The sequence below is a fragment of the Nocardia sp. NBC_01503 genome (genome assembly GCF_036327755.1).
Classification (GTDB): Bacteria; Actinomycetota; Actinomycetes; order Mycobacteriales; family Mycobacteriaceae; genus Nocardia.
The window spans coordinates 2,354,394-2,377,660 of the sequence record NZ_CP109596.1 but is presented as its reverse complement, the minus strand read 5'-3'; the positions used below and the strand labels follow the sequence as shown (position 1 = coordinate 2,377,660).

Genomic DNA, 23,267 nt, shown 5'->3' with positions numbered 1-23,267 from the left:
GGGCCTGACGGTCCGCGCCATTCATGCATGAAGCTGTGCCGCTTCGAACGTCCGAATCACTGCCGCGCATCGAACGCAGACAGGTAGCTTGAGGAACTGATGGCTGAGAACGAGGGCACGTCCCCCACCCAGACGACCGACAATGCTCCGACGGTGTCCGACGGCGCCGCGAAACCGGAAGCCACCGGCGCGAATATGACCGTGACGGAGCTGCGCGAATGGCTGCGGCGCTGGGTCGCCGACGCCACCGGGCAGCCGTACGAGCAGATCACCGTAGACCGGCCGTTGGAGGAGTTCGGTCTGTCCTCGCGAGATGGGCTCGCGCTCGGCGGTGATATCGAGGATCTGACGGGGGTCATCCTCAACCCGACCATCGTGTTCCAGCACCCGACGATCGCGTCGCTCTCGGAGCGAATCATCAACGGGGAACCCGATCTTCCGGCCGAATCGGCTGACGACTCGTTCTACACCGCGAGTTATACTCCGGACGAGGCGCACGATATCGCGATCGTCGGGCTGTCCACGCGTTTGCCGGGCGCGGGTGAGACACCCGAATCCACTTGGGAATTCCTGATCAACCGCGGTGACGGCATCCGCGATCTGCCCGAGGGCCGCTGGTCCGAGTTCATGAGCGATCCGCGCGCGGCCGAGGCCATCGCGAACGCGAACACCAAGGGCGGCTATCTCGATCAGGAGGTAGTCAAGGGCTTCGATGCGGAATTCTTCGCGACCTCGCCGGTCGAGGTCGAGCGGATGGATCCGCAGCAGCGGCTCGTCATGGAGCTCACCTGGGAAGCGTTGGAGCACGCCAGGATTCCGGCGAACACGCTCAAGGGTGAACAGGTCGGCGTTTTCGTCGGCTCGGCGGGCAATGAATTCATGCTGATCGCGGCGATGGCTGTTGGTAGCAGCCAAGAGGATACGACGACTCCGGTGTCGGCTGAGGCCTACGGCATCATGGGCAGCGTTTCGTCCATCATCGCGAATCGCACCTCCTACTTCTTCGACTTCCGTGGTCCGTCGGTGGCGATCGATTCCGCGTGCTCGTCTTCGCTGGTAGCGGTGCACGATGCGGTGCGCGCGCTGCGCAGCGGCGATGCCGATCTGGCGCTCGCCGGTGGCGTGAGCATGATGGTGGCGCCGATGCCCACCGTGGGCTTCGATACCAATGGCACTATCGCCAAAGACGGTCATCTCAAAGCGTTCTCGTCGGATGCGGACGGTTTCGTTCGTGGTGAGGGCGGCGCGCTCGTGCTGCTGAAGCGCCTGGCCGACGCCGAACGTGACGGTGACAAGATCTACGCCGTCATCAAAGGTTCTGCCGTTAATAACGACGGCCGCTCCAACGGCATGCTCGCACCGAACCCGGATGCGCAGGCCGAGGTGCTACGCCGCGCGTATCGGGACGCCGGAATCGCGCCGTCGACTGTTGATTACGTCGAGGCGCACGGCACCGGCACCCTGCTGGGCGACCCGATCGAGGCGGATGCCCTGGGGCGTGTGATCGGTCGCGGTCGTGAGGCTGATAAGCCTGCCCTGCTGGGTTCGGCCAAGACGAACTTCGGTCACCTCGAGGGCGGCGCCGGTGCGGCCAGCCTGGCCAAGGTGATTATGGCGTTGCAGCACAATGTCATTCCGCCGAGCATCAACTACGCGGGTCCCAACCCGTATATCCCGTGGGATACGGCGCACCTGCAGGTCGTCGCCGAGCCGACCGAATTCCCGCGCTACAGCGGTACCGCCACCATCGGTGTTTCCGGTTTCGGTTTCGGTGGCACCAATGCGCACGTGGTCATTCAGGAGTACGTGCCAACGGTAGCGACTCCTGCCGCTGACACCGTCGACGGCGATCTCGATGACGAGTCGACCGATGTGCTCGCCGAGGCTGAAAGCATCGTCGAAGCCGCTGCGCCGGAACAGGAGTGGATCCGCGAGGAGCCGCTCCCGCTGATCCTCCCGGTCTCCGCGTACCTGCCCTCGCGCCGCAAGCGCGCCGCCAAGGATCTGGCCGACTGGCTGGAATCCGAAGCGGGGCAGGCGACTCCGCTCGCCGATGTGGCACGCTCGCTGGCCAAGCGCAATCACGGCCGCTCACGCGGTGTGGTCATCGCCAAGAATCACGAAGAGGCGATCGCGGGCCTGCGCGCCATTGCCGAGGGCAAGCCGGGCACCGGCGTCTTCACCGCCGATTCCCCGGCCGCACGCGGCGCGCTGTGGGTGATGGCCGGATTCGGTGCGCAACACCGCAAGATGGGCAAACAGCTCTACAACGAGAACACGATCTTCCGCAAGACCGTCGACGAGGTCGACGAGTACGTGCGGGACGAGGCCGGTTACTCGGTCGTCGAGATGATCCTCGATGACGAGCAGGATTGGGATATCGGTACCGGCCAGGTCGGCACCTTCACCATCCAGCTCGGCCTGGCCGCTGTGCTGCGCGCGCACGGCGCACAGCCGGAGGGCGTGGTCGGCCACTCACAGGGTGAGGTTGCGGGAGCGTACATTTCGGGCGGTCTGCCGCTCGAGGACGCGGTTCGCGTCATCTGCGCGCGTTCGCGGCTGATGGCCGAGGGCGAGGCCATGCTCACCGATGATCAGGTGCGCAATATGGCGCTGGTCGAGTATTCGGCCGAGGCCATCGAAGAGGTGCTGGTCGACTACCCGGATCTCGAGGTCGCGGTGTACGCCGCGCCCACCAATACCGTCATCGGCGGCCCGCCGGATCAGGTGCACGCGATCGTGGCGCGCGCCGAGGCCGAGGGCAAGTTCGCGCGCGTGCTGCAGACCCGCGGCGCGGGCCACACCTCGCAGATGGACATGCTGCTCGGTGAATTGGCCGCGGAGCTGGCCGGTTTGGAGCCGACCTCGGTCAAGCACGATCTGTACTCGACCGTGCACAAGGACACCGTGTACCGCGCGGGCAACGCCCCCGTGCACGACGTGGACTACTGGGTCACGAATATGCGCGGCTCGGTGTACTTCACCAATGCCATCAGCCAGGCCGTGAACACCGGTATCACCACCTATCTGGAGCTCGCGCCGAATTCGGTCGCGCTCATGCAGGTGCTGGGCACCACCTTCGCGGCGGGCGTGCACAATGCCGCGCTGATTCCGACGCTCAAGCGCAAGGAAGACGAATCCGCCGCTGTCATCTCGGCTTTGGCGCAGCTGTACGTACAGGGCCACGCGGTGGACCTGTCCTCACTGCTGACCGCCGGTGACTACGCCGATGTGCCGCGCACCGCGTTCGTGCGAAAGCAGTACTGGCCCAAGGTTTCGCTGGCCGCGGACTCCGGCAGTGGCCGGATTCCGGGCTCGCATGTGGCGCTGCCGGACGGCCGGCACGTGTGGGAGGTGCAGGCCGCGGCCGTCATCGATCTCGCCGCGCTGGTGAAGTCGGCTGCGGCACAGGTGCTTTCGGATGTCACCGTGGGCGCTTCGGTGGCGCACGGCACGATTCCGGCCGCCGGATCCCTGACCACCACGCTCACCCCGCATCCGGGTGGCGCGTCGGTCTCGGTGCACGCCAAGGAGGGCAACGCCTTCCGCTCGCTCTTCGATGCCGTCGTCACCTCCGGCGCACCGCTGCCGGAATCGGTTGTGGCACAGCCGGTGGCGGCCGTCGCCGCCCCGGCCGCCGAGGTCGCCGTGGTCGAGGAGACCGGTGAGCGCTGGAACCCGAATGGTTCGCAGACCATCGAGCAGCGCCTGGCGATCATCGTCGCCGAATCCATGGGTTATGCCGTCGAGGATCTGCCCATGGAGATCCCGCTCATGGAGCTGGGCCTGGACTCGCTGATGGCCATGCGCATCAAGAACCGCGTCGAGTACGAATTCGACATCCCGCAGCTGCAGTTGCAGGCGGTGCGCGATGCCAGCCTGCTCGAGGTCGGCAAGGTGCTGCGCTACGCCATCGAGCACCGCGAGGAGCTGGCCGATATCGCCGCACGCCAGGCCGCCGGTGAGGAGATCACCGTCGACGGTGACCTGGTCGCCGCCGCCCGCGCGGCGCTCGCGGCGGGGACCGACCCGGCTGCCGTGCTGCCGGGTGTGGCCGATCGGCTGGACAACGAGACCACCGATGTGGTCGCCGAGGCCGAGGCGATCACATCGGAAGCCCCCGCGGTGGAGTCGAATTCGCTGACTTCCGCCGATGTCGAGGGTGCTCCGGCGAGCGCCGCGACAGCCGCCGGTATGACCGCGGACGCGCCCGAGGTCGATTCGAATTCGCTGACCTCGGCCGATATCGAGGCCGCTCCGCCGGTCGCGGAGACCGATAAGGACAATGTCCCGCCGCGCAACGCGCCGGAGCGCTTGGCCTTCGGCACCTGGGCGCTGGCCACCGGCAAGTCCGCGGGCGGCATCTTCAACCAGCTGCCCGAACTCGACGACGCCACCATGGACAAGCTCATCGCGCGTCTGTCGGAGCGCGTGAAGACTCAGGTCGACGCCGATCAGGTGCGGTCAGCGCGGACCATCGAGAAGTTGGCCGAGTTGGTGGCCACCTATCAGGAGCACGGCGACGATGTCGAGGGGTTCGTGCGCACCCTGCGCGCGCCGGCTCCCGGTTCGAATGCGGTGCCGGTCTTCGTCTTCCACGCCTCGGGCGGTAATACCCTGGTCTACGAGCCGCTGCTCAAGCGTCTCCCGGCGGGTACCCCGATGTACGGTTTCGAGCGCGTCGAGGGTTCCATCGAAGAGCGTGCGCGCCAGTACATTCCGGAGATCCGCAAGCGGCAGCCGGAGGGCCCGTACTTCCTGTACGGCTGGTCGCTCGGCGGTGTGTTCGCACTCAAGGTCGCCGAGCTCATGCGGGCCGAGGGCGCGGATGTGCGCGAGGTCGGTCTGATCGATGTGGCGTTGCCGTCGCAGCCGCACCTCGATACTCCCGAGGAGCGGGTGAACCGGGTTCGGCGCTTCCAGGCGTTCGCCAAGAAGACCTATGGCTTCGAGGGTGAACTCGACGATGAGCAGCTGGAGGAGTTGGCCGCCGCATCCGATGCGGAGCAGATCGATATCGTCCTGGAGCTGGTGAAGTTCGCGGGCGTCGATATCCCCGGTGGTGTGCTCGAGCATCAGCGGAGTTCGTACATCGACGGTGGTGAGCTCTACCGCTTGTCGCCGCAGCGTTACGACGGTCACGTGGTTCTCTACCTGGCGGACCGGTACCACGATGGAATCATCGAGCTGGAACCGCGTTTCGGGGAGCGGCTGCCGAACGGTGGCTGGGAAGAGCACATTCCGGATCTGGAGATCATCCACATCCCGGGTGACCACATCGATATCGTTGACGAACCGCGTATCGGCGTGATCGGTGCCGACCTGACCAAGAAACTTGGGGCAGTCGACACGACCGCGAAATAGCTTCACCGCGAAAGAGGTTCTGCGAAAGTAGGTTTCTGCCGAAGGGAGCCCCCGTTGACCACGACCGCCGAGAAACTCGCCGACCTGCGACACAAGTTGGCAGTCGCGAGAGAACCGGCGGGGGAGGCGGGGATAGCGAAGCGGGCGCGCAAGGGTATCCCTTCCGCCCGCGACCGGATCAATATGCTGCTGGATCCGGGCACCTTCGTGGAAATCGGTGCGCTGGTTAAGAATCCGGGCGATAAGTCCGCTTTGTACAGCGATGGAGTGGTCACCGGACACGGTCTGGTGGAGGGCCGTCCGGTGGCGGTCTTCTCCCACGACCAGACCGTGTACGGCGGTTCGGTCGGGGAGATGTTCGGCCGCAAGGTCGCCGGGATCATGGAGTTCGCGGCCAAGGTCGGCTGCCCGGTGGTGGGTATCAACGACTCCGGTGGCGCGCGCGTCCAGGAGGCTGTCACCTCACTGGCCTGGTACGCCGAACTGGGTCGCCGCCAGGAACCGCTTTCCGGTCTGGTGCCGCAGATTTCGATGATCCTGGGCAGCTGCGCGGGGGGTGCGGTGTACGCGCCCATCAATACCGATGTCGTGGTCGCCACCGAAGCGGCGTACATGTTCGTCACCGGCCCCAAGGTGATTCGTGAGGTCACCGGTGAGGACGTCAGCCTCGAGGAGCTCGGCGGCGCGCGCAATCAGGCCGAGTACGGCAATATCCATCATGTCGCGAAAGATGAAGCGGCGGCGTTCGAATGGGTCCGCCACTACCTCGGCTTCCTGCCGTCGAGCTGCCAGGAGCTGGCGCCGATCGTGAATCCGGGTTTGGAGCCGGAGATCACCGATTCGGATCTGGAACTGCGCGCTATCGTCCCCGATGCCGATAACGCCGGATACGACATGCACGAGGTGCTGCTGCGCATCTTCGACGACGGCGACTTCCACGAGTTCGGAGAATCGGCCGGGCGCAATGTGATCTGCGGTTTCGCTCGCGTGGACGGCCGCCCCGTGGGTGTGGTCGCCAATCAGCCGATGGTCTACGCCGGAGCCCTGGACGCCCGCGCCTCGGATAAGGCCGCGCATTTCGTCCGGCTCTGCGATGCCTTCGAACTGCCGCTGATCTTCGTGGTGGATACCCCGGGCTTCCTACCCGGTGTGGAGCAGGAGAAGATCGGCGTCATCAAGCGCGGTGGCCGCTTCATCTTCTCCTTCGTGGAGGCCACCGTCCCCAAAGTGACCGTGGTGATCCGCAAGTCCTACGGTGGCGGGTACGCGGTGATGGGCTCCAAACAGCTCGGCGCGGATGTGAATCTGGCCTGGCCGACCGCCCGGATCGCGGTGATGGGTGCGGAGTCCGCGGTAACCCTCATCGGCGCAAGATCTTTGGAGGCCGCGCCGGAGGAGCAGCGGGCCGCCATGCGCCAGCAGATGATCGATTTCTACAACGCCACCATGGCCACGCCCTGGGTGGCGGCCGAGCGCGGCTATATCGACGGTGTCATCGACCCGGCCACCACGCGCCTGGAGATCCGCCGCGCCCTGCACCTGCTCCGGGACAAGACACTGCCGCGCAACCCCCGCAAACACCACCTGCTGCCGCTATAGCCTCGCGGCTCGCCGATTGTGCTGAATCGGTCGGCCGGGTGGGGTGGATGTGAGAGCCTTCAGCTATGAGTAGCTCACCTAAGGCATTGCTCGAAGGCGGACCTGACGGGCTGGAACAGCGGATTGTGCCGATCACTCCGCCGGGGATCGAGTTGAGGGTGGCGCACGGGGGCGGGTACGAGCGGTTCAAGGTGACGCCGCGCTGGGAGGACACCCCGGAGGGCAGTTTGCCGGTGTACGAATGGGTCGCGCACACCGAGCACTGACGGGGTCGGCGGAGCACCGAAAACTAGGACTGGGCGGCGCGGCGGCGAATGGGTTGCCGCGTCGGGATCGGGTCCTTGCCGAGGAAGTCGGCGATGAGGGCATAGACCTCGTTCGGCTTCTCCATGACCAGCAGGTGTGAGGCGCCGGGGATGACGGCCAACTGCGAGTCGGGGATGGCTCGATAGAGGGCAATGGTGTGCTCCAGCGTGACGGCGTCATCGTCACCGGAGACCACCAGGGTGGGGGTGGTGAGTGCCCGCAGGTCCGCGGGGGTGAGATCGGGCTGGGATTCCCACATTTCGGCGAGTTTGCGGGCCACGATCGGGAAGTGGTCCTCACCGTCGGGGGAGACCTCGCCATAGTTGCCCGCCAGGTATCGCTGTACCGATTCCTCCTCGAAATCGTCCAGGATGCCGGGGACTATTCCCTCGTAATTGAAATTGCCGCTGATCATGACCAATTTGCGCACCAGGTCCGGGCGGCGCAGCGCGACCAGCAGCCCCACATTCGCGCCATCGCTGTGGCCGACCAGGTGGGCGGGTTCGCCGACGACCTTCTCCAGGAACGCGATCAGGTCCGTGGCCATGGCGTCGTAGGAGATCGGGCCGTCCACATCGGGGGTGTGGCCGTGGCCGCGGCGGTCGGTCTTGTAGACGCGGAAGCGGCCGACCAGCGAAGGCATGGCGGGGGCGAACATTCGCGAATCGACGAAGCCGCCGTGCAGTAGGACCACGGATTCACCGTCGCCGTGCACGTCGTACCAGGCCGCCACATCGCCGAGTTGAATGTTCACCATGGGTCCATCCTCCCGGGTGGTCCGCACCGGTCTCACAACGGGTGCCCGCTCACGGTGAGCGTCGAGTGGGGTAGGCGGGAAAACGGAAGCGGCCGCCCGCGATTCGCGGGCGGCCGCTGCAGCCGTTCATTCGGGTATCAGGCCCGGAGTTTGCCCGGTGACCAGAGCCCGGACCGGGTTGCGGTGCCGGTCTGGATCTCGGCCGCGGTGGCCGGGTAGTACGGGGTGTACTTCTCCAGCGAACCCCAGTCCCGCGCCCAGTTGTCCTTCAGATAGGTGGGCACGGTCTGCGAGGACCCGAGCATCTCCGCCCAGCCCAGCGGTCCGCCGAACTCCTCGGCCTGCCAGGTATTGGTGGAGCTGATGGCGAGCGGCCGATCCGGCAAGATGCGGAAGTTCGGCACCTCGGCCACACCGTAGCGGTGGTCGAACGGTCGCTGGCACGGGAATTGCAGGCCGACGGCCCAGTCCTCCAGGATCGGCTGCTGCGAGCCCAGGTAGCTGTTGAGCGTCTGCAGCTTGGGCATCCGCGGCGGGGTGAACGCCAGCCACTGATCGCCGATGAGGATGGGATCGATGGCGTGAATGCGGATGACGTTGGCGTCACCGGGCAGCGCGTCGACCGGTACCCGCAGGTTGCGCCAGGAGGGCGCCGGGCCGATGTCCTGCGGCCGGTAGTTGCCGGGCAGTTCGGTGACGGACCCGTCCGGGTTCTGATGTCCGTACTCGACCAGCAGCTGCTGTCCGTAGGTCATATTGCCGGTGTCGTCGAAGGACAGGATGCGTCCGGCCGCCGAGATGACGATGAGCGGTGAGACGGCCGACCGCGCCGGCAACTGGTACCAGCTGGAGGTCAGGTTGGCGGGCTGCTGCACGCCGTCCTGCCAGCTGCCCATGACCGGTGTGGTGGCCGGATCCAGGCCGAACGGCAGCGCCACGGTGGACCCGTTGACACCCTCCGCGCCCTTACCGCCGCCGGTACCGGCGTTCTGCCCCTTCTCGAAGGCGGGGCCGACGGTCTGGTTGGAGGTATTGCCGGTGCCCGGCTTCACCTCGACGCTGTCGGCGTCGAGCTTGTCGGGAACTCCGTTGGGGGAGAACCCGACCGGGGCGGCGCCCGCGAGCGGATCGCCGTTGAGCGGCGGGTGCTCCGGATCGATGACCGGAGTCAGGTTGCCGCCGTTGACATTCGGCTCGACCAGCACGTCATTGGCGAGCCCGCAGCTCTTACCGGAGAGCGCGTCGAGGTTGGAGCGGGCCAGCGAGTACGCCGGGTACTGCGTGGCCGCGCCCTTGACCAGGGACAACACCTCGAATGCCACCATGAGCGCCGCGACGACGGTCAGCGGGATGGCGGCGAATTTGCGAACCCGCCTGCCGCGCTGGGTCTTTCCATTCGCCATCGGCTTGGCGTACCCCTCGCGCAGCGACTGCCAGGCGACGACCGCCAGCGCGAGCCCGAACAGCATGAGCATCAGGGTGTTGGACTGGAAGCCGTGCAGGGAGACGCGCTTGTCGAACCACGGCACGCCGTAGCTGGAGACGTACCAGTAGCCGTTGATGCCGGAGAAGGCGAGCGCGAGCGTGAACAGCAGTCCGGCCAGGAAGACCGACCGATTCTTGCGCGACCGCAGCGCCGTGGCCGAGACCGCGACCGCGGTGACCGCGGCCAGTGCGCCCGCGATGCCCGCGTACGAACCGAAGTGGTGGGTCCACTTGGTCGGGTTGAACATCATGAAGAAGATGGTTCCGAAGACCACGCCGAGCAGTCGCCAGGTGGGCCCGGAGGCGATGCCCGGCACCTGGCGGCGGCGCAGCAGCACCAGCAGGGTGGTGATCAGGCACAGGATCATCACCAGGAAGGCGAAGCGTCGCGCCAGCGAGCCGTCGACGGTCTCGACGAACAGGTAGTAGTAGCGCAGATAATCCTCGTACCAGGCGAGATTCGGCCCGGTGGCCTGTCGCACCCGGTTCGCCTCCATGATTCCGGCGAAGGTCTGATCGCCGAAGACGACCACCAGCACCAGGAATCCGGCCGCCGCGATGGGCGCGAGCAGTGCCACATCACCGAACTGCTTGCGGCGCCGCACCACGATGCGCACCAGTGGCCGGATGCCGGCGAGCAGCGCTGCCACACACATCAATCCGGTCGGTGCCGCCGCGAGGGTGAAGGCCGCGACCAGGACCGCGACCGCGGCGGGCAGCAATCGTGAAGTGGCGATGGCTCGTTCGATCGAGACCCAGGTCAGCAGTGCGCCCAGTGCGACGATCGGCTCGGAGCGCAGGCCGTTGTCGTAGGGCAGCCAGAAGGCCAGGAAGACCAGACCGCCGGTCCACAGCGCCACCTTCGAGGAGGCGACCCCGCGCCCGAGCCGCGGTACCACCTCGCGGCTGATGACCAGCCAGCAGAGAATGCCGCAGAGCAGCGCCGGAATTCGCACCCACGGGCTGGCGGTGGAGATCTCCGAGAACGCCTGGATGACGTAGTAGTACCAGCCGAACGGGGCCTCGGGGACGCCGAACCAGCGGAAGTAGTTGGCCATATAGCCCGCATGCGGTGCGACGCGAACCATGGTGAGGATGTAGCCGTCGTCGGAGGTGTTCGCGCCCACGAAGTGCCACAGCACCAGGGTGCCGATAATGCCGCCGTCCGCCCAGGTGGGCTGCAACCAGTGCCGGGGGAAGATGCGCCGATGCCCGCGGCCGTCACTGGTGTCGAGTACCGCGAGCGCGCCCATGGCCAGCAGTGTCAGCAGTACGGCCGCGATGATCGCGATCAGCTTGAGGATCGTCGGCGAGGTGGAGAACCGCGAATCCACATTCATGTGGAAGGACAGGCCCTGCGGCACATCACCTTTCAGATCGGTGAAGACGCCGACCACCTGCGGTCGCAGATCACCGAGCAGCGAGCTCTCGACCGGCACGGTGACGAGTTCGCGTCCGCCGTCCGCGGTCGGCTTCTCGACGGTGCGGGTCAGGCCCTCGAACTTCGCGGTGGTCTTCTTTTCATCGGAGTTGATGACGATGGCGGTGCACTCGCTCATCTCGGACCGCTGCGCCGACGCCACGACGGCATTGCGGTCCAGGACGTCGACGCTGTCCCCGGAGACCCGGACGAACAGGCCCTCCAGGTCCGCGCCCTTGCCCTGCGGCGGCGCGGTTGCCAGCAGAATGCCGCCGCGCGGATCCAATTGCGCGATGGCCGAACAGGGAATGGTGGCGGTCAGATCGGTCGGCACCTGCGAGACCAGGGGTGCGTCGATACTGCCGAGCGTGCCGTGCTGCGGCCAGTTCACCACGGCGGTGGTCTGCTTGACCGGAAGGAACGGCGTCGCCAGCGCGAACAGCGCCCCGAGGACACCGGCGATGATCGCGATGGTCTTCGCGATCCGATAGTCGCGCGGTGTCGCCGTGGGTGTCGGCGTCGATGGCGGTTTGCTCAATACAGCGGAGGCGTCGGGCACGGTTGCTGATCGTACTGTCCGCGACCCCGAGTGGCGCTGTTCACTCCGGCGGTGCGACACGTATGCCGCATCGCACCTGTTCGGGCGTGTTGACGGGGGCACGAAGCGCGCTTCGTGCCCCCGCTGGAAACCGCTGTCTACCTGGCCCTTATGGGTGCGTCCTTACTGATGCCCGAACGGGTTTCGACGGTTACGTTCGGGTCGGCGGGGACGGCATCGGGGACATATGGGGTGAACTGCTCGAGGGAACCCCAGTCCCGGCCCCAGTCGTGGTCGAGATAGGAGGGGCGGGTCTGGGACTTCAGCAGTAGTCCGGTCCAGCCGAGCGGGCCGCCGCCGATATCGTCCTGCCAGGCGTTGGAGGCGTCCGAGCCGGTGCGGTCGGGCAGGATGCGCCACTGCGGGACCTCGGCGATGCCGTCGTGGTGGTCGAAGGGGCGCTGGCACGGGAAGGCGAGGCCGACGTGCCAGTCCTCCAGAACCGGGGCGGTATGGCCGACAAGGGTATTCAGGGTTTGCAGTTTGGGCAGGCGCGGCGGAGTGACGGCCAGCCACTGCTTGGGGGTGATATCCCGATCGTCGGCGACCAGGCGAATGCTGTTGGCTCCCACCGGGATATCGGAAATCGGTACGCGCAGATTGCGCCAGGACGGGGCGGGGCCGATATCGAGGGGGCGGATCTTGCCGGTATCGGTCACGGTGCCGTCGGCGGCGCGGGTGCCGTATTCGACGAACAGATCGCCGCCGTAGGTCTCCACACCGTCCTTGTTGACCGATCGAATGCGTCCGGCCGCGGTGACGATCAGGACCTGGTAGGCCGGATCGTCACGCACGCTGTCGGACAGGTCGGCCCGGTACCACTCGGTGGTGAGCTTGGCCGGGGCCTGATCGCCGTCGGTGTAGCTGCCCATGACGGGTGTGCGCGCCGGATCGAGTCCGAACGGCAGGGCGACGGTGGAGCCGTTGATTCCGGCCTGCGCGGTCTTACCGCCGCCGGTCCCGGCCCCGGTGGTGTTGGTGGTCTTGTTGTCGGAGTCCTTGCTGACCGAGTTGGCTCCGCCGCTGACGGTCTCCTCGGCATCGGCGGTGAGGTCGGTGGCCACGCCGTTCGGGCTGAATCCGGTGTTCTCCGAGGCCAATCCGTCGGCGGGCGCACCGGTCCACGGTTGCAGCAGCGAGTCGGCGGTATTCGTCTCCACCAGTACGTCATTGGCGAGGGCGCACGAATCACCCGTCAGCGCAGCGATATTCGACTTTGCGATGCTGTACGCCGGGTACTGGGTGACGGCCGCCTTGGCCAGCGACGCCACCTCGAACAGCACCAGCAGCGCGGCCGCGATGGTGAGCGGCATACTCGCGAATTTGTCGAAGGCGCGCACCGGTTTCGGCTGCCGGTACGGCTCCCGGTAGTGCTGGAAGGCGGCGATGAGCAGGCACAGGATCGCCAATCCGAGGAAGAGTGTGGAGAAGCCCTTGCCCGCGATCAGCGGTGCCTTGTCGAACCACGGCACACCGTAGCTGGAGACATACCACCAGCCATTGGGTCCGGTGAAGGTGATGGCCAGCAGGAACAGCACCGCCGCCGCGAAGAGAGTGCGATTGCGCGGGGATCGAATTCCGTTGACGCCCACCGCGACCGCCGCCAGCGCCGCCACCGATCCGGCGAGCCCGGCGTAGACGCCGAAGTGATGCGTCCACTTGGTGGGCGTGAACATCATCAGGAACAGCGCCATGAAGATGATGCCGAGAATCCGCGCGGACGGCCCGCGCGAGGTGCCGGGAATCCGGCCGTTCTTGCGCAGCATCACCATGACGCAGACGCCCAGGCACAGCAGCATGGCCAGGATGCCGAACCGGCGTGCGAGGGATCCGTCGGGCGAGAGCATGAGCAGTGAATCCCAGCGGGTGCGCTCGTCGAACCAGGCCACATTCGGCCCGATGAGGGTGCGCACCCGGGTCGCCTCCATGACCGAGGCGAGGGTCTGGTCACCGAAAACGACCACCAGCACCAGGGTTCCGGCGGCCATGCCCGGTGCGAGCAGTGCGGCATAGCGCAGCAGCGCCGATCCGGTCCCCTTGGCCTGTTTGATGATCACCTGCAATACCGGTCGTGAGCCGGCGATGAGCGCGGCGATACAGATGAGCCCGGTCGGTCCGGCGGCGAGGGAGAAGGCTGCGATCAGCACGCCGATCGCGGCGGGCAGCAGGCGCCCGGTGGCGATGGCGCGTTCGATGGAGCACCAGGTCAGCAGCGCACCGGCCGCGATGATCGGCTCCGGGCGCAATCCGTTGTCGTAGGGCATCCACGCGGCCAGGAACACCAGCCCCGCCGTCCATACCGCGACATTGTCCCGTCGCACCCGGGAGCCCAAGCGCGGCAGTACTTCCCGGCTGATCACCAGCCAGCAGACCAGCCCCGCGAGCAGGGACGGCAGCCGCATCCAGGGGCTGGAGTCGCTGATCCGGGTCATCCAGACCAGCACCTCGTACGGCCAGCCGAAGGGGGCCTCGGCCACGCCGAACCACCGGTAGTAGTTGGCCATGTACCCCGAAACCTTCGAGGCCCGAGCCATATTCAGGATGTAGCCGTCATCGGAGGTATTGGCCCCGATGAAATGCCACAGCACCAGTGTTCCGAGCACCACGCCGTCGGCGAGCCGGAAGCGCCACCAGTGCGCGGGCAGGAAACGGCGCGGCCGTCGCCCGTCCCGGGTGTCGAGCAGATGCAGTGCGTACAGCGCGATGAGCGTGAACAGCGTCGCGCCGATAATGGCGGCGCGCTTGAGCCAACTCGGGCTGGAGGTGAAGCGGGCGTCGATATCCGCGTGTGCGGCACCGTCTCCCAGCTGTGCCCGGGTCAGATCGGTGAACATGCCGACCACCTGCGGCCGGGTATCCCCGCCCACCCGGCCGATGAACGGCGTGCCGTCCTTGCGGGTGACTCCGGTGAGCTCGACGCGCGCCTCGGTGGCATCGGAGCGCAGCAGCACCGCCGCGCAGTTCTGAATCTCCGCGACCGGGGCCGACAACAGCGGAATGTTCCGCAGCAGGACCGAGAGCGTGCGCGTGCCCTCGGTGCCCTCGGCGCCCTCGGCCGTCGCGGTGCCCTCGGGAGCGGCGGTCTTGGGCGCGCTCTCCTCGATCTTGACGACCAGGCCCTTGTCCACCGCCTTCCCGGAGGCGACCGGCACGGTCGAGTACAGCGTCCCGGCGGGCAGCTCCCGCAGTGCCTGGCACGGCAGGTTCACGTCCAGGCTCAGCGGTACATAGGACACCAGTGGTGCGTCGATATTCACCGAGTCGCCCTGTGGCCAGTGCACGGTGGGCCGGTCCTGCCGTACGGGCAGGATCGGTGTCAGCACCGCCAGCAGGATTCCGAGAACTCCGGAAACCACGGCGAGCAGTCGGACTCGATGAAACGCTCGGGTGTCTTCGCGCACGATCCCCGATGCTAGCCACCCCGGCGGGTTTCACCCGTGACCGCACCCGCGCCGGACTGAAATACTCTGTCGCCCTTTACGATGGTTGTTATCCGAACTGGGCGAGGGGCCGGGCCGGAAGAATATCGAGGGAGCATGACCGAGCTGCGACCGGGCGAAGTGATCGCCGGGTATGTCATCGCGCGGCGAATCGGTGCTGGTGGATCGGGCGTCGTGTACGCGGCGCGACATCCACGGCTGCCCAGGCTGACGGCGTTGAAGATTTTGAAACGCGACGATGTCACCCGGGCCGACGAGGTGTGGAAGCGGTTCGAGCGCGAAGCCGATATCACCGCCCACTTCGATCATCCGAATATCGTGCAGGTGTACGACCGGGGCATCGAGGATGAGCGCCGCTGGATCTCCATGCAGTACATCGAGGGCACCGATGCCGCTGAACTGCACGGGATTTCACCGGATCGGGCACTGCGGATCGCGGAGGAGATCGGCGGTGCGCTGGACTACGCGCACGGCAAGGGCGTGCTGCATCGCGATGTGAAGCCGTCGAACATTCTGATCGCGGCACCGGACAGCGGCAGGCCGGAGCGGGCACTGCTCACCGATTTCGGAATCGCCCGCCTGCGGGACGAGACCACCAATCTCACGCATCCGGGAAATATCTCGGCGACCTTCGCTTTCGCCTCACCCGAACAGGTTTCGGGCAAACCGGTCGGTCCCGGATCGGATCAGTACTCGCTGGCCTGCACCCTGTTCGTCCTGCTCACCGATCAGCGCCCCTTCACCGCCGACAATCTGCTCGGCTGGGTGCACGCCCATACCCAGGGAAAACCACTGCGCGTCAGCGCCGTTCGGCCAGATCTGCCCGCCGCCCTGGACGCCGTCTTCGCCCGCGCCCTGGCCAAGGATCCGGACGACCGCTACCCCGGCTGCACCGAATTCGCCGAGGCCGCCACCGCCGCCTACTACTCGGATCCGGCGCTGGCGGTCACCGCGCCCGCGCGCATTACCGGCCGCGGTACCGCGGCTCCGGCGGCGAAGGCGGGAAAGCCACTGGCACAGTGGCTGTTCCGCAAGAAGGTCGTCCTTCCGGTGCTCGCCGCGGTCGTGGTCGCGGCCGGTGCCGGATTCATGCTGTCGCACACCGGTTCCGAACCGGCAGTGACCGGAATCGGCGCCGTACCAGACAAATTCGTCGGGACCTGGCTCGCGACCGAAGGCCAGACCAACTATCGACTGATCGTGCAGCAGGGCCGCACCGGTGATTCGATTCTGCAGAACCGCGTGGACGGTGTACTGCCCAATGGCGCACCCTTCCACTGTGAATTCGCCGCCCCGCTCGGTCAGGTCCCGTCCGGTGGCGACCGCCTGCTGATCGGGACCTCCGAGATCGTGACCGGTGAGCCCGCCAATGCCTGCCGTGCCAATGGACCCACCACGCTGACCCTGCTCTCGGATGGCCGGGTGAGCCGCAAAACCGATGTGAGCGGCCTGATCACGTACACCAATGCCGATCAGGTGGCGAGCTCCTGGGGAACCGAATACGCCGCCATCGCACGAGCTTTCCCGAGTCTGGTCGGGCAATTGGCGACCAATGGCAGTGCGGTGGGATGGCAGGGCGCGAACTGTCTCGAGCGTGATCCCGGCCCGGAGGACGCCGGGCCCACACGGGGCGCGCACCGGGTGATGTGCAATGCGCGGGACTCCACCGGACAGGTCCGCTTCGACTTCTTCGACTTCGGAACCCGCCCGGCGCAATCTGTGGGTGCGCTGTTCTTCAACGGCAATGCCCGGTCCATCCCGTTCAGCCATCGGGATGTGGCCGGGGAATTGACCGTGACCACCGATAAATCCGTGGATCCGGCCACGGCGACCGATACCGATGCCCGGCACATCTCGGCCGCGGTCACCTTCCCGGACGGCGATCCGCGATCGCGTTTCGTTTTACTGCTCCGCTGGCCGGGTCACACCGTCGATAATGAACTGAGCGACTGGCTTTCCCGAGCGCCGTTGAAGTAGGTGCGTCATGGCTGAACTGCGACCCGGCGAGGTGATCGCCGGATACGTCATTCAGCGCAAGATCGGATCTGGCGGCTCCGGCACCGTCTACGTGGCCCGCCATCCCCGTTTGCCCCGGCTCGCCGCCATCAAGGTGATGGGCAATGACGAGATGAACGCCGATGCGGAGGCATGGCGTCGATTCGAACGCGAGGCCGATATCACCGCCCGCTTCGACCATCCCAATATCGTGGCCGTCTACGACACCGGCGAAGACGGCGGGCGACTGTGGATCTCCATGCAGTACATCGACGGCAATGACGCCGACGCGCTGCACGGTGTGCGACCGGAACGGGCGCTGCGGATCGGCAGTGGGGTGGCATCCGCCCTGGATTACGCGCACGGCAAGGGCGTGCTGCATCGCGATGTGAAGCCGTCGAACATTCTGCTCTCCCCGGCCGAGGACGGGCGGGCGAAGCGAGCGCTGTTGACCGACTTCGGGATTGCCCGGCTGCGCGATGAATCCACCCATCTCACCCGGACCGGGGATGTGGCGGCGACCTTCGCGTACGCCTCGCCGGAGCAGGTCTCCGGTGCGCCGCTGGATCCGCGCACCGATCAATACTCGCTGGCCTGCACGCTTTTCGTACTGCTCACCGGGCATCGGCCGTATATGGCCAAGGATCTCGCCGGCTGGGTGCTCGCGCACACCCAGATTCCGCCGCTGCGGATCACCCAGGTCCGGCCGGACCTGCCGCGCGCGCTGGACTTCGTCTTCGATCGGGCCCTGGCCAAGAATCCGGAGTATCGCTTCGCCGGCTGCGCCGATTTCGTGGATGCCGCGTGGACCGCCCTGTCCGGACCGGCGACCGGTGACCCGCTGCCGTATGTGAGTGCGCCCCGGCCGATTCCGGCGGTCGACCCCTCACGCATGAAGACCACCATGCGGGCCTCGGGATTCACACCGAACTACGAGCCCGACCCGACCCCGCCACCCGCACCGGTTGCCGCTCCGGCCCGCGGTAGTTCACGCCTGCTGGCCGGAGTCCTCGGCGGTGCGATCGCGATCCTGCTCGCCGGTGGCGGTTTCCTGCTGGCGTACAAGCTGGAGAGCAGTGGAAACACCTCCGGCGCACCGCTTTCGGCGATTGTGCAACCCGCGGCGACCGGCCCGTCCGGGGTCTCCAGTGCGCCCGCGCAGCAGGCCACACCCTCGGCCACCACGGTGGCGGCCGCGCCCGCCGGGCAGATCCCGGCGGCCTTCCTCGGTGAATGGACCGGCAGCAGCGATCAGAACAATGACGACTACCGCCTCACCATCCGCCAGGGCGAGGTGAACCAGGTCGTGGAGACCTCCACGGTCTTCCGCAATGGAACCCTGGTGTGCGCCTTCGACTATCGACTGATGGCGGTCTCCGCGGGTGAGGTCACCGTCGGCGGTGGCGTCACCACCAGCGGCGGCTCCAACTGCCACCCGCAGGCCACCCAGGTGCTACGCCTGACCGGTGGGCAGATAGTCCGCGACCTCGATATCAGCGGCCACGTCACCTACGACCGCGTCAGCTGACCAGCCCGCGCACATCCCAAAGCCACACGCCGTCAACGCGTTGCGCCGGGAATCCGACCAGCTGATCCACCGTCAGCCGCAGCGCGTCGGCATTGTCGGTCGGCGGCAGCACCATCACATCGGCCTGCCAGTACCGCAGATCCGCCAGGGCCCGCGCCCGTGCGGCATCATCGATGACCGGAACCTTGTTGTCGTGCTGTGCCTTGATGAGCAGGCTCGCGGTGGGCCGATCGTCCGGACCGTAGCGGCCCTTCTTATCGGTTCCGGTGGGTCCGACGAAATACCCTCCGGCGAGCGGGAATTCGAAGTCTGCGGCGGTCTGCCACTGCAGGGCGCGGGCGTCCGGCGCGGTGGGCGGCGGTGTGATCACCACGGAGCCGTGCGAAACGTATTGCCGCACGGTGCCATCGGCGAAGAAGGCGGGGGTCGCCGGGCGTTGCACCACCGGCAGGATGGTCGGGGTGAGCGGCAGCAGGGCCAGGGCCATGGCCGCGAACCAGGCCAGCGGTCGCCAGTCGGTGGCGGAGACGCGCCAATACTCCAGTGCGCGTTGGGTTCCCATGGCCAGCACAATGGCGATGGCCGGAATGGCGGCCATGGTGAATCGCGATTCCAGCACCGAATTGAGCAGCGGAACCTTTTCGAACCAGTGCCACGGCATGGTGATTCCGGTGTCGCGCTTACCGATCAGCAGGGTGGAACCCAGTGACAGCACCGAACCCGCGACGATCACGGAGACCGCGGCCCGCACCACGCGCTCGCGCCACATGAATACGGCGGTCATGAGCACCAGCAGCAGGAGTGGCCAGCCGAAGTAGGAGTTCTCCTCGGTCGGATTGATGGCCACGTTCTGCCCGTGCTGGACCACCCCGCCGAGCGATTCGGAGGGGAATTGGAACAGCGCCTTGAGATCGTTCTGCATCGGCCCGTGGTCGATGGAGCGATAGGACTGCGGTCCGAAGAACTGCCACCACAGCGGAATCTCGGTGAGGGCCAGGGTGATGCCCGCGGCCAGCAGCACCGTCGGCAGCATGGTGCGCAGCGCGCGCAGCCCGGCGCGCGGGGTGTGCAGGTAGTACACGAACGCGAAGACGGCGAAGGCGAGCGCGAAGATCAGCAGCGGCTCCTCGCCCAGCGCGATCTGCAGGGCGACGAGCAGGCCGAGGATGAAGGCATCGCGCAGCCGCCGCGCCTTACGCGCCTCGATCGGCGCGTGCGCGTGCCGCGCGACCCGGATGAGCTGCAGCGCGATGAGCGGAAGCAGGGCCAGCACAACGAAGTTCGGGTGTGCGTTGGCATGCGAGATCATGGCGGGCGCGAAGCCGCAGAACAGACCACCCACGGCGGCAGCGAGCTTGGAGTCGACCAGCTCCCGGGAGAACAGCCAGTACCAGGCGAAGGCGGTGCCGAACAGGCCGAGGGTGAGCACCAGCACGAAGGTGACGGTCGGTCCGAACAGCAGGGTGACGGGTGTGAGCGGTACGCCGACACCGAACATGGCGGTATTGGCCATCATGTTCACGCCGTCGGGATAGTTCTGCAATCCGGTGCCGAGCGGATTCTCCAGGTGCGCGATCTTGTGCGCGGTGACCGCGAAGAACCACTCCCACATGGTCTGGTCCTGACCGCTCTTGATCAGGTAGCCGCGATCGGTGTGCAGCCATTGTCCGGACAGCACCAGGGCGGCGAGTGCGAGGTATCCGGTGGCGACGATCAGGTCGGCGCGCGCCGAGTGCAGCCGGTGCGCGACACGCTGTCCGCGAGTGCGCTCCGGGGCAACAGTTTTCGGTACTGTTCGGTCTATAACCGCTACCGTTGCTCGGTCCGCGGTAGTCCGGTCGGTATCCCGCCCCTGTGCCACGCGATAACTCCTCTTGCCCTTCACAACCAGCGGCCCACGCTACCGGGTACCGCTGAGATTGTGCTGGCAAGTAGGTGAGTTATCCACAGAAAAGGCCCTTCATCCACAGGATTCGGGGCGCTTCTGTGTATAAGTGATGCTTGTCTCGAGTCCGAATCGAGACATAGCCGTGGGCTGCATCACAATTCACGGCCCACGGCTATAACACTCAGGGGTGCACCACAACCAGGGTGAACGGCCCGATATCGGTGGCCCGGAAGTGACCGTCGTCCTCGAACAGCGACTTCGGGAACGTCACCGTATAGCGCTTCACATTCGGATCATTCGGATACACGTCCTCGGAGAGGCGCAGCGTGTACTCGTCACCGGAGCGCCGGAACAGGAACGCGTCCGGTGCCCGCCAGGGGGAGTGCGCCAACGCGTCCATGAGCTCCCGCGGTGTCTTCAATTGACTCCACCGCTTGATCTCCGCCGACCGCGCCGCGAAATCGGCGAGAGGGTTCGCGTAATGCGAAGTGAGCGCCTGGAATCCGTAGTACGGGTAGATCGCCAGGAAGGTGGTGTCCGCGGTCAGCACCACGCTCTGATCGCGCGGCCGCCCGGTCTGCTCCAGCAGCGCGGCATCGATCGCGCCGTAATGCGAGACCGCCGAGGGCTGCCGCTTATCCGCGCGCTCCCCATTGCCGTCGGTATCGGTGTACGCCGTGGTGATCTCGTTCGCCAGCACGTGCGGAATCTGCTGACTGAACGCGATCGCCCCGATCACCGCGATCACCCCCGCCGCCAATCGCATTCGCGACGGCTCGTTCAATACCTGGTAGACCGCCCGCGCCCCCTCCACGAACCCGAACGCACCGGCCGCCGCGAGCAGCGCGTACAGAATCGGCTCGAGGCGGAAGGACAGCAGCGTGGTTCCGGCGGCGGTCGCCGTCATCGAGAGCAGGCACCAGAGGTAGATGGCGACCACGCCGATGGCCAAAGCCTGTGCGCGCCGCGAACTTCCGACCCGCAGGACCAGCCACACCGTGCCGAGCAGGCAGAACACGCCCAACAGGCTGAAATCGAACATGGGCAGCGGCAACTGCGACCCGCCCTCGGGCAGATAGTGGAAGGCCGTGCCGGACTTGGGGATGGTGCCACCGAGCAGCTTCAGCAGGAACGGGAACCAGACGGTGAGTGCCAGCAGCCCCGCGACAACGCCCGCGACAATGAGTCGGAGCAGAATCGGCCACACCGTGCGCCAGCGTCCGGGCACCGCGATGTCGGTATTCGCCCGATGCCGTTGCGCCCGTTCCGCTTTACCGCGCTCACGCAGTGCCAGTCCGGCAGCGACCACGGCCATGAGGCACACCGCGAAGACCGCCACGCCGAAGTACAACGTGTAGAGCATCGCCGCCACACCGAGGAACAGTCCGGTCCCCAGCACCGCACCCCAGCCACCGGCGGTAGCCGCAGCAGGTTCTTCGGGCCGATACAGCGCACCCCAGGCCAGCAGCATCGTGGGTGCGAACAGCAGGACCAGCGGTGCGCTGTAGGCCTCGGGCGATCCGTAAGCCAGCGTGACAGCGGTGGTGGCGGCTGCCACGGCGACAGCCCAATCGGCGCGAATCAGCTTGGACCACAGCACAACCGCGATAACCGCCGTGACCGCGAGCCCGATGATGGCGAACGGCTTGAACGCTTCCCATCCGGCCATTCCGGTCAGATTCGCGAATCGTCCACCGACCCAGAACCATCCGCCGGGATAAAACGGTGGCAGGTCGACATAGTTCATATCGTGCAGCGCCGCGCTGTCGGTCAACCGCGTCAGATATTGCGTCCGGAACTCCTGGTCAACGGAGATCCCGAACAGATACAGCTTGGTAGCCGCCAGCGGCATCCCGAGGGTCACCGTCACGAACCCTGAAATCCCCGCCCAGGAAAGCAGTTTCGCCAGCCACGGCCACTTGTCCATCCGCATCAGCAGAATCGCCGCCACCAGCAAGGCCAGCGCGACCACCTGCCCCACGGTCGTCAATGCCCGAGTCACATTGGAGGAGTTGAACGCGGGCCACTGCACGGTCCCGAAGGCCACCAGCCCGACCCCGGCGACCGCCGCCGCGACCACCGCCGCCAGTGCGCCCTCGCTGAGCGCACCTCCGGCCCGCCGCATCAGCACTGCCCCCCGGCCGCCCGCTTCCTCGCTCATTCCCACTCCGCCTCCGGGTTCCGTGTCCTGACCGCTCGCCGCGCGACAGCCTAGTCGGGTCTCGGTTTGCCGCATTCGGAGCGCGCCGTCGGCATTGCGATATGACTTTCCTCAGGTAGTGCGCTTGGTAACCTGATACGTATGACCCAGCAGCTGTCAGTGAAGATTCCGGATGAGCTGGATGCCCAGTTGCGGTCTGCTGCGGGCGGAAACGTTTCGCAGTGGGTCATCGAGGCGATTCAGGATCGCCTCGAGCGCGAGATGTGGGAACGCTCCAAGGTGGTGGACGAAATGCTCGGCATCACGGAGGAGTGGATGTACGAGGAGATGCGGTTACGCGATGAGATCCGGTCCGAGGCGCTGCGGCCCGGAGGTGAGGTTTGAAGCAGGGGGAGATACGGCAACTGCTCGCATCGCGCGCGCCGGCACCGGCCTACGTGGTTGTGCTGTCCGGTCCACGGTTTCTGGCGGCCGGTAAGGGGCGGATTGTCGCGTGCAAAGTAGTTCCGGGAGTTGTTCCGGATGACTTCACTTCCGCTGTCCGCGTGTCATATCGGAACTCTGACGGGGTGGACACCGTCGGTATGGCGATACCTGATCTGATCGACTGGTACCCGAAATCCGCACTGGGCGAACGGGTGGGTGCGGTCGGCGACACCTCGGCCTTGATTCGCTTGGTGGAGTCGCTGTTTCACTGAGTGGAACGCAACGAGCGGTGACCGAATC

12 protein-coding genes are annotated in these 23,267 nt (G+C 66.5%); 7 read left to right on the top strand and 5 right to left on the bottom strand.

Features of this window, described 5'->3' with window-relative positions; all coding sequences use genetic code 11:
- Positions 1 to 99: 99 nt before the first annotated feature.
- From pks13 to OHB26_RS10695, 3 genes are all read left to right on the top strand, one after another.
- Positions 100 to 5,364 (top strand): polyketide synthase Pks13, encoded by a 5,265-nt coding sequence (gene pks13 / locus OHB26_RS10705; protein WP_330184031.1) that lies wholly within the window; start codon positions 100 to 102, stop codon positions 5,362 to 5,364.
- A 54-nt stretch (positions 5,365 to 5,418) separates the two neighbouring features.
- A complete protein-coding gene (locus OHB26_RS10700; protein ID WP_330184030.1) occupies positions 5,419 to 6,963 on the top strand; it encodes an acyl-CoA carboxylase subunit beta in 1,545 nt (514 codons plus the stop codon).
- 65 nt (positions 6,964 to 7,028) lie between these two features.
- The gene (locus OHB26_RS10695) at positions 7,029 to 7,229 is read left to right on the top strand and encodes a DUF5988 family protein (RefSeq protein ID WP_330184029.1); all 201 of its coding nucleotides are present in this window, start codon (positions 7,029 to 7,031) and stop codon (positions 7,227 to 7,229) included.
- Positions 7,230 to 7,252: 23 nt separating this feature from the next.
- On the opposite strand, the gene OHB26_RS10690 is transcribed toward OHB26_RS10695, so the two are convergent.
- From OHB26_RS10690 to OHB26_RS10680, 3 genes are all read right to left on the bottom strand, one after another.
- A complete protein-coding gene (locus tag OHB26_RS10690; protein WP_330184028.1) occupies positions 7,253 to 8,026 on the bottom strand; it encodes an alpha/beta fold hydrolase in 774 nt (257 codons plus the stop codon).
- Positions 8,027 to 8,163: 137 nt separating this feature from the next.
- Positions 8,164 to 11,490: an arabinosyltransferase domain-containing protein gene (locus tag OHB26_RS10685; protein ID WP_442942901.1), complete on the bottom strand. Its 3,327-nt coding sequence runs from the start codon at positions 11,488 to 11,490 to the stop codon at positions 8,164 to 8,166.
- A 137-nt stretch (positions 11,491 to 11,627) separates the two neighbouring features.
- Positions 11,628 to 14,885 (bottom strand): arabinosyltransferase domain-containing protein, encoded by a 3,258-nt coding sequence (locus OHB26_RS10680; protein WP_442943001.1) that lies wholly within the window; start codon positions 14,883 to 14,885, stop codon positions 11,628 to 11,630.
- Positions 14,886 to 15,065: 180 nt separating this feature from the next.
- Here OHB26_RS10680 and OHB26_RS10675 point away from each other — a divergent pair, with 180 nt between their 5' ends.
- Positions 15,066 to 16,946: a serine/threonine-protein kinase gene (locus OHB26_RS10675; protein WP_330184026.1), complete on the top strand. Its 1,881-nt coding sequence runs from the start codon at positions 15,066 to 15,068 to the stop codon at positions 16,944 to 16,946.
- Positions 16,947 to 16,953: 7 nt separating this feature from the next.
- Positions 16,954 to 18,492, top strand: coding sequence for a serine/threonine-protein kinase (locus tag OHB26_RS10670; protein WP_330184025.1), 1,539 nt, complete (start codon positions 16,954 to 16,956; stop codon positions 18,490 to 18,492).
- On the opposite strand, the gene OHB26_RS10665 is transcribed toward OHB26_RS10670, so the two are convergent.
- Positions 18,485 to 20,296: a glycosyl transferase gene (locus OHB26_RS10665; RefSeq protein ID WP_442943000.1), complete on the bottom strand. Its 1,812-nt coding sequence runs from the start codon at positions 20,294 to 20,296 to the stop codon at positions 18,485 to 18,487. The genes OHB26_RS10670 and OHB26_RS10665 overlap by 8 nt on opposite strands.
- Before the next feature lie 265 nt (positions 20,297 to 20,561).
- The gene (locus OHB26_RS10660; RefSeq protein ID WP_442942900.1) at positions 20,562 to 22,541 is read right to left on the bottom strand and encodes a galactan 5-O-arabinofuranosyltransferase; all 1,980 of its coding nucleotides are present in this window, start codon (positions 22,539 to 22,541) and stop codon (positions 20,562 to 20,564) included.
- Between the two features lie 141 nt (positions 22,542 to 22,682).
- On the opposite strand from OHB26_RS10660, the gene OHB26_RS10655 reads away from it, so the two are divergent.
- Together OHB26_RS10655 and OHB26_RS10650 are read left to right on the top strand one after the other, a co-directional pair.
- Positions 22,683 to 22,925 carry a hypothetical protein gene (locus OHB26_RS10655; RefSeq protein WP_330184023.1) on the top strand — a complete coding sequence of 81 codons (243 nt, stop codon included), beginning with the start codon at positions 22,683 to 22,685 and terminating at the stop codon, positions 22,923 to 22,925.
- Positions 22,926 to 23,110: 185 nt separating this feature from the next.
- Positions 23,111 to 23,239 (top strand): hypothetical protein, encoded by a 129-nt coding sequence (locus OHB26_RS10650; RefSeq protein ID WP_330184022.1) that lies wholly within the window; start codon positions 23,111 to 23,113, stop codon positions 23,237 to 23,239.
- Positions 23,240 to 23,267: the final 28 nt, after the last annotated feature.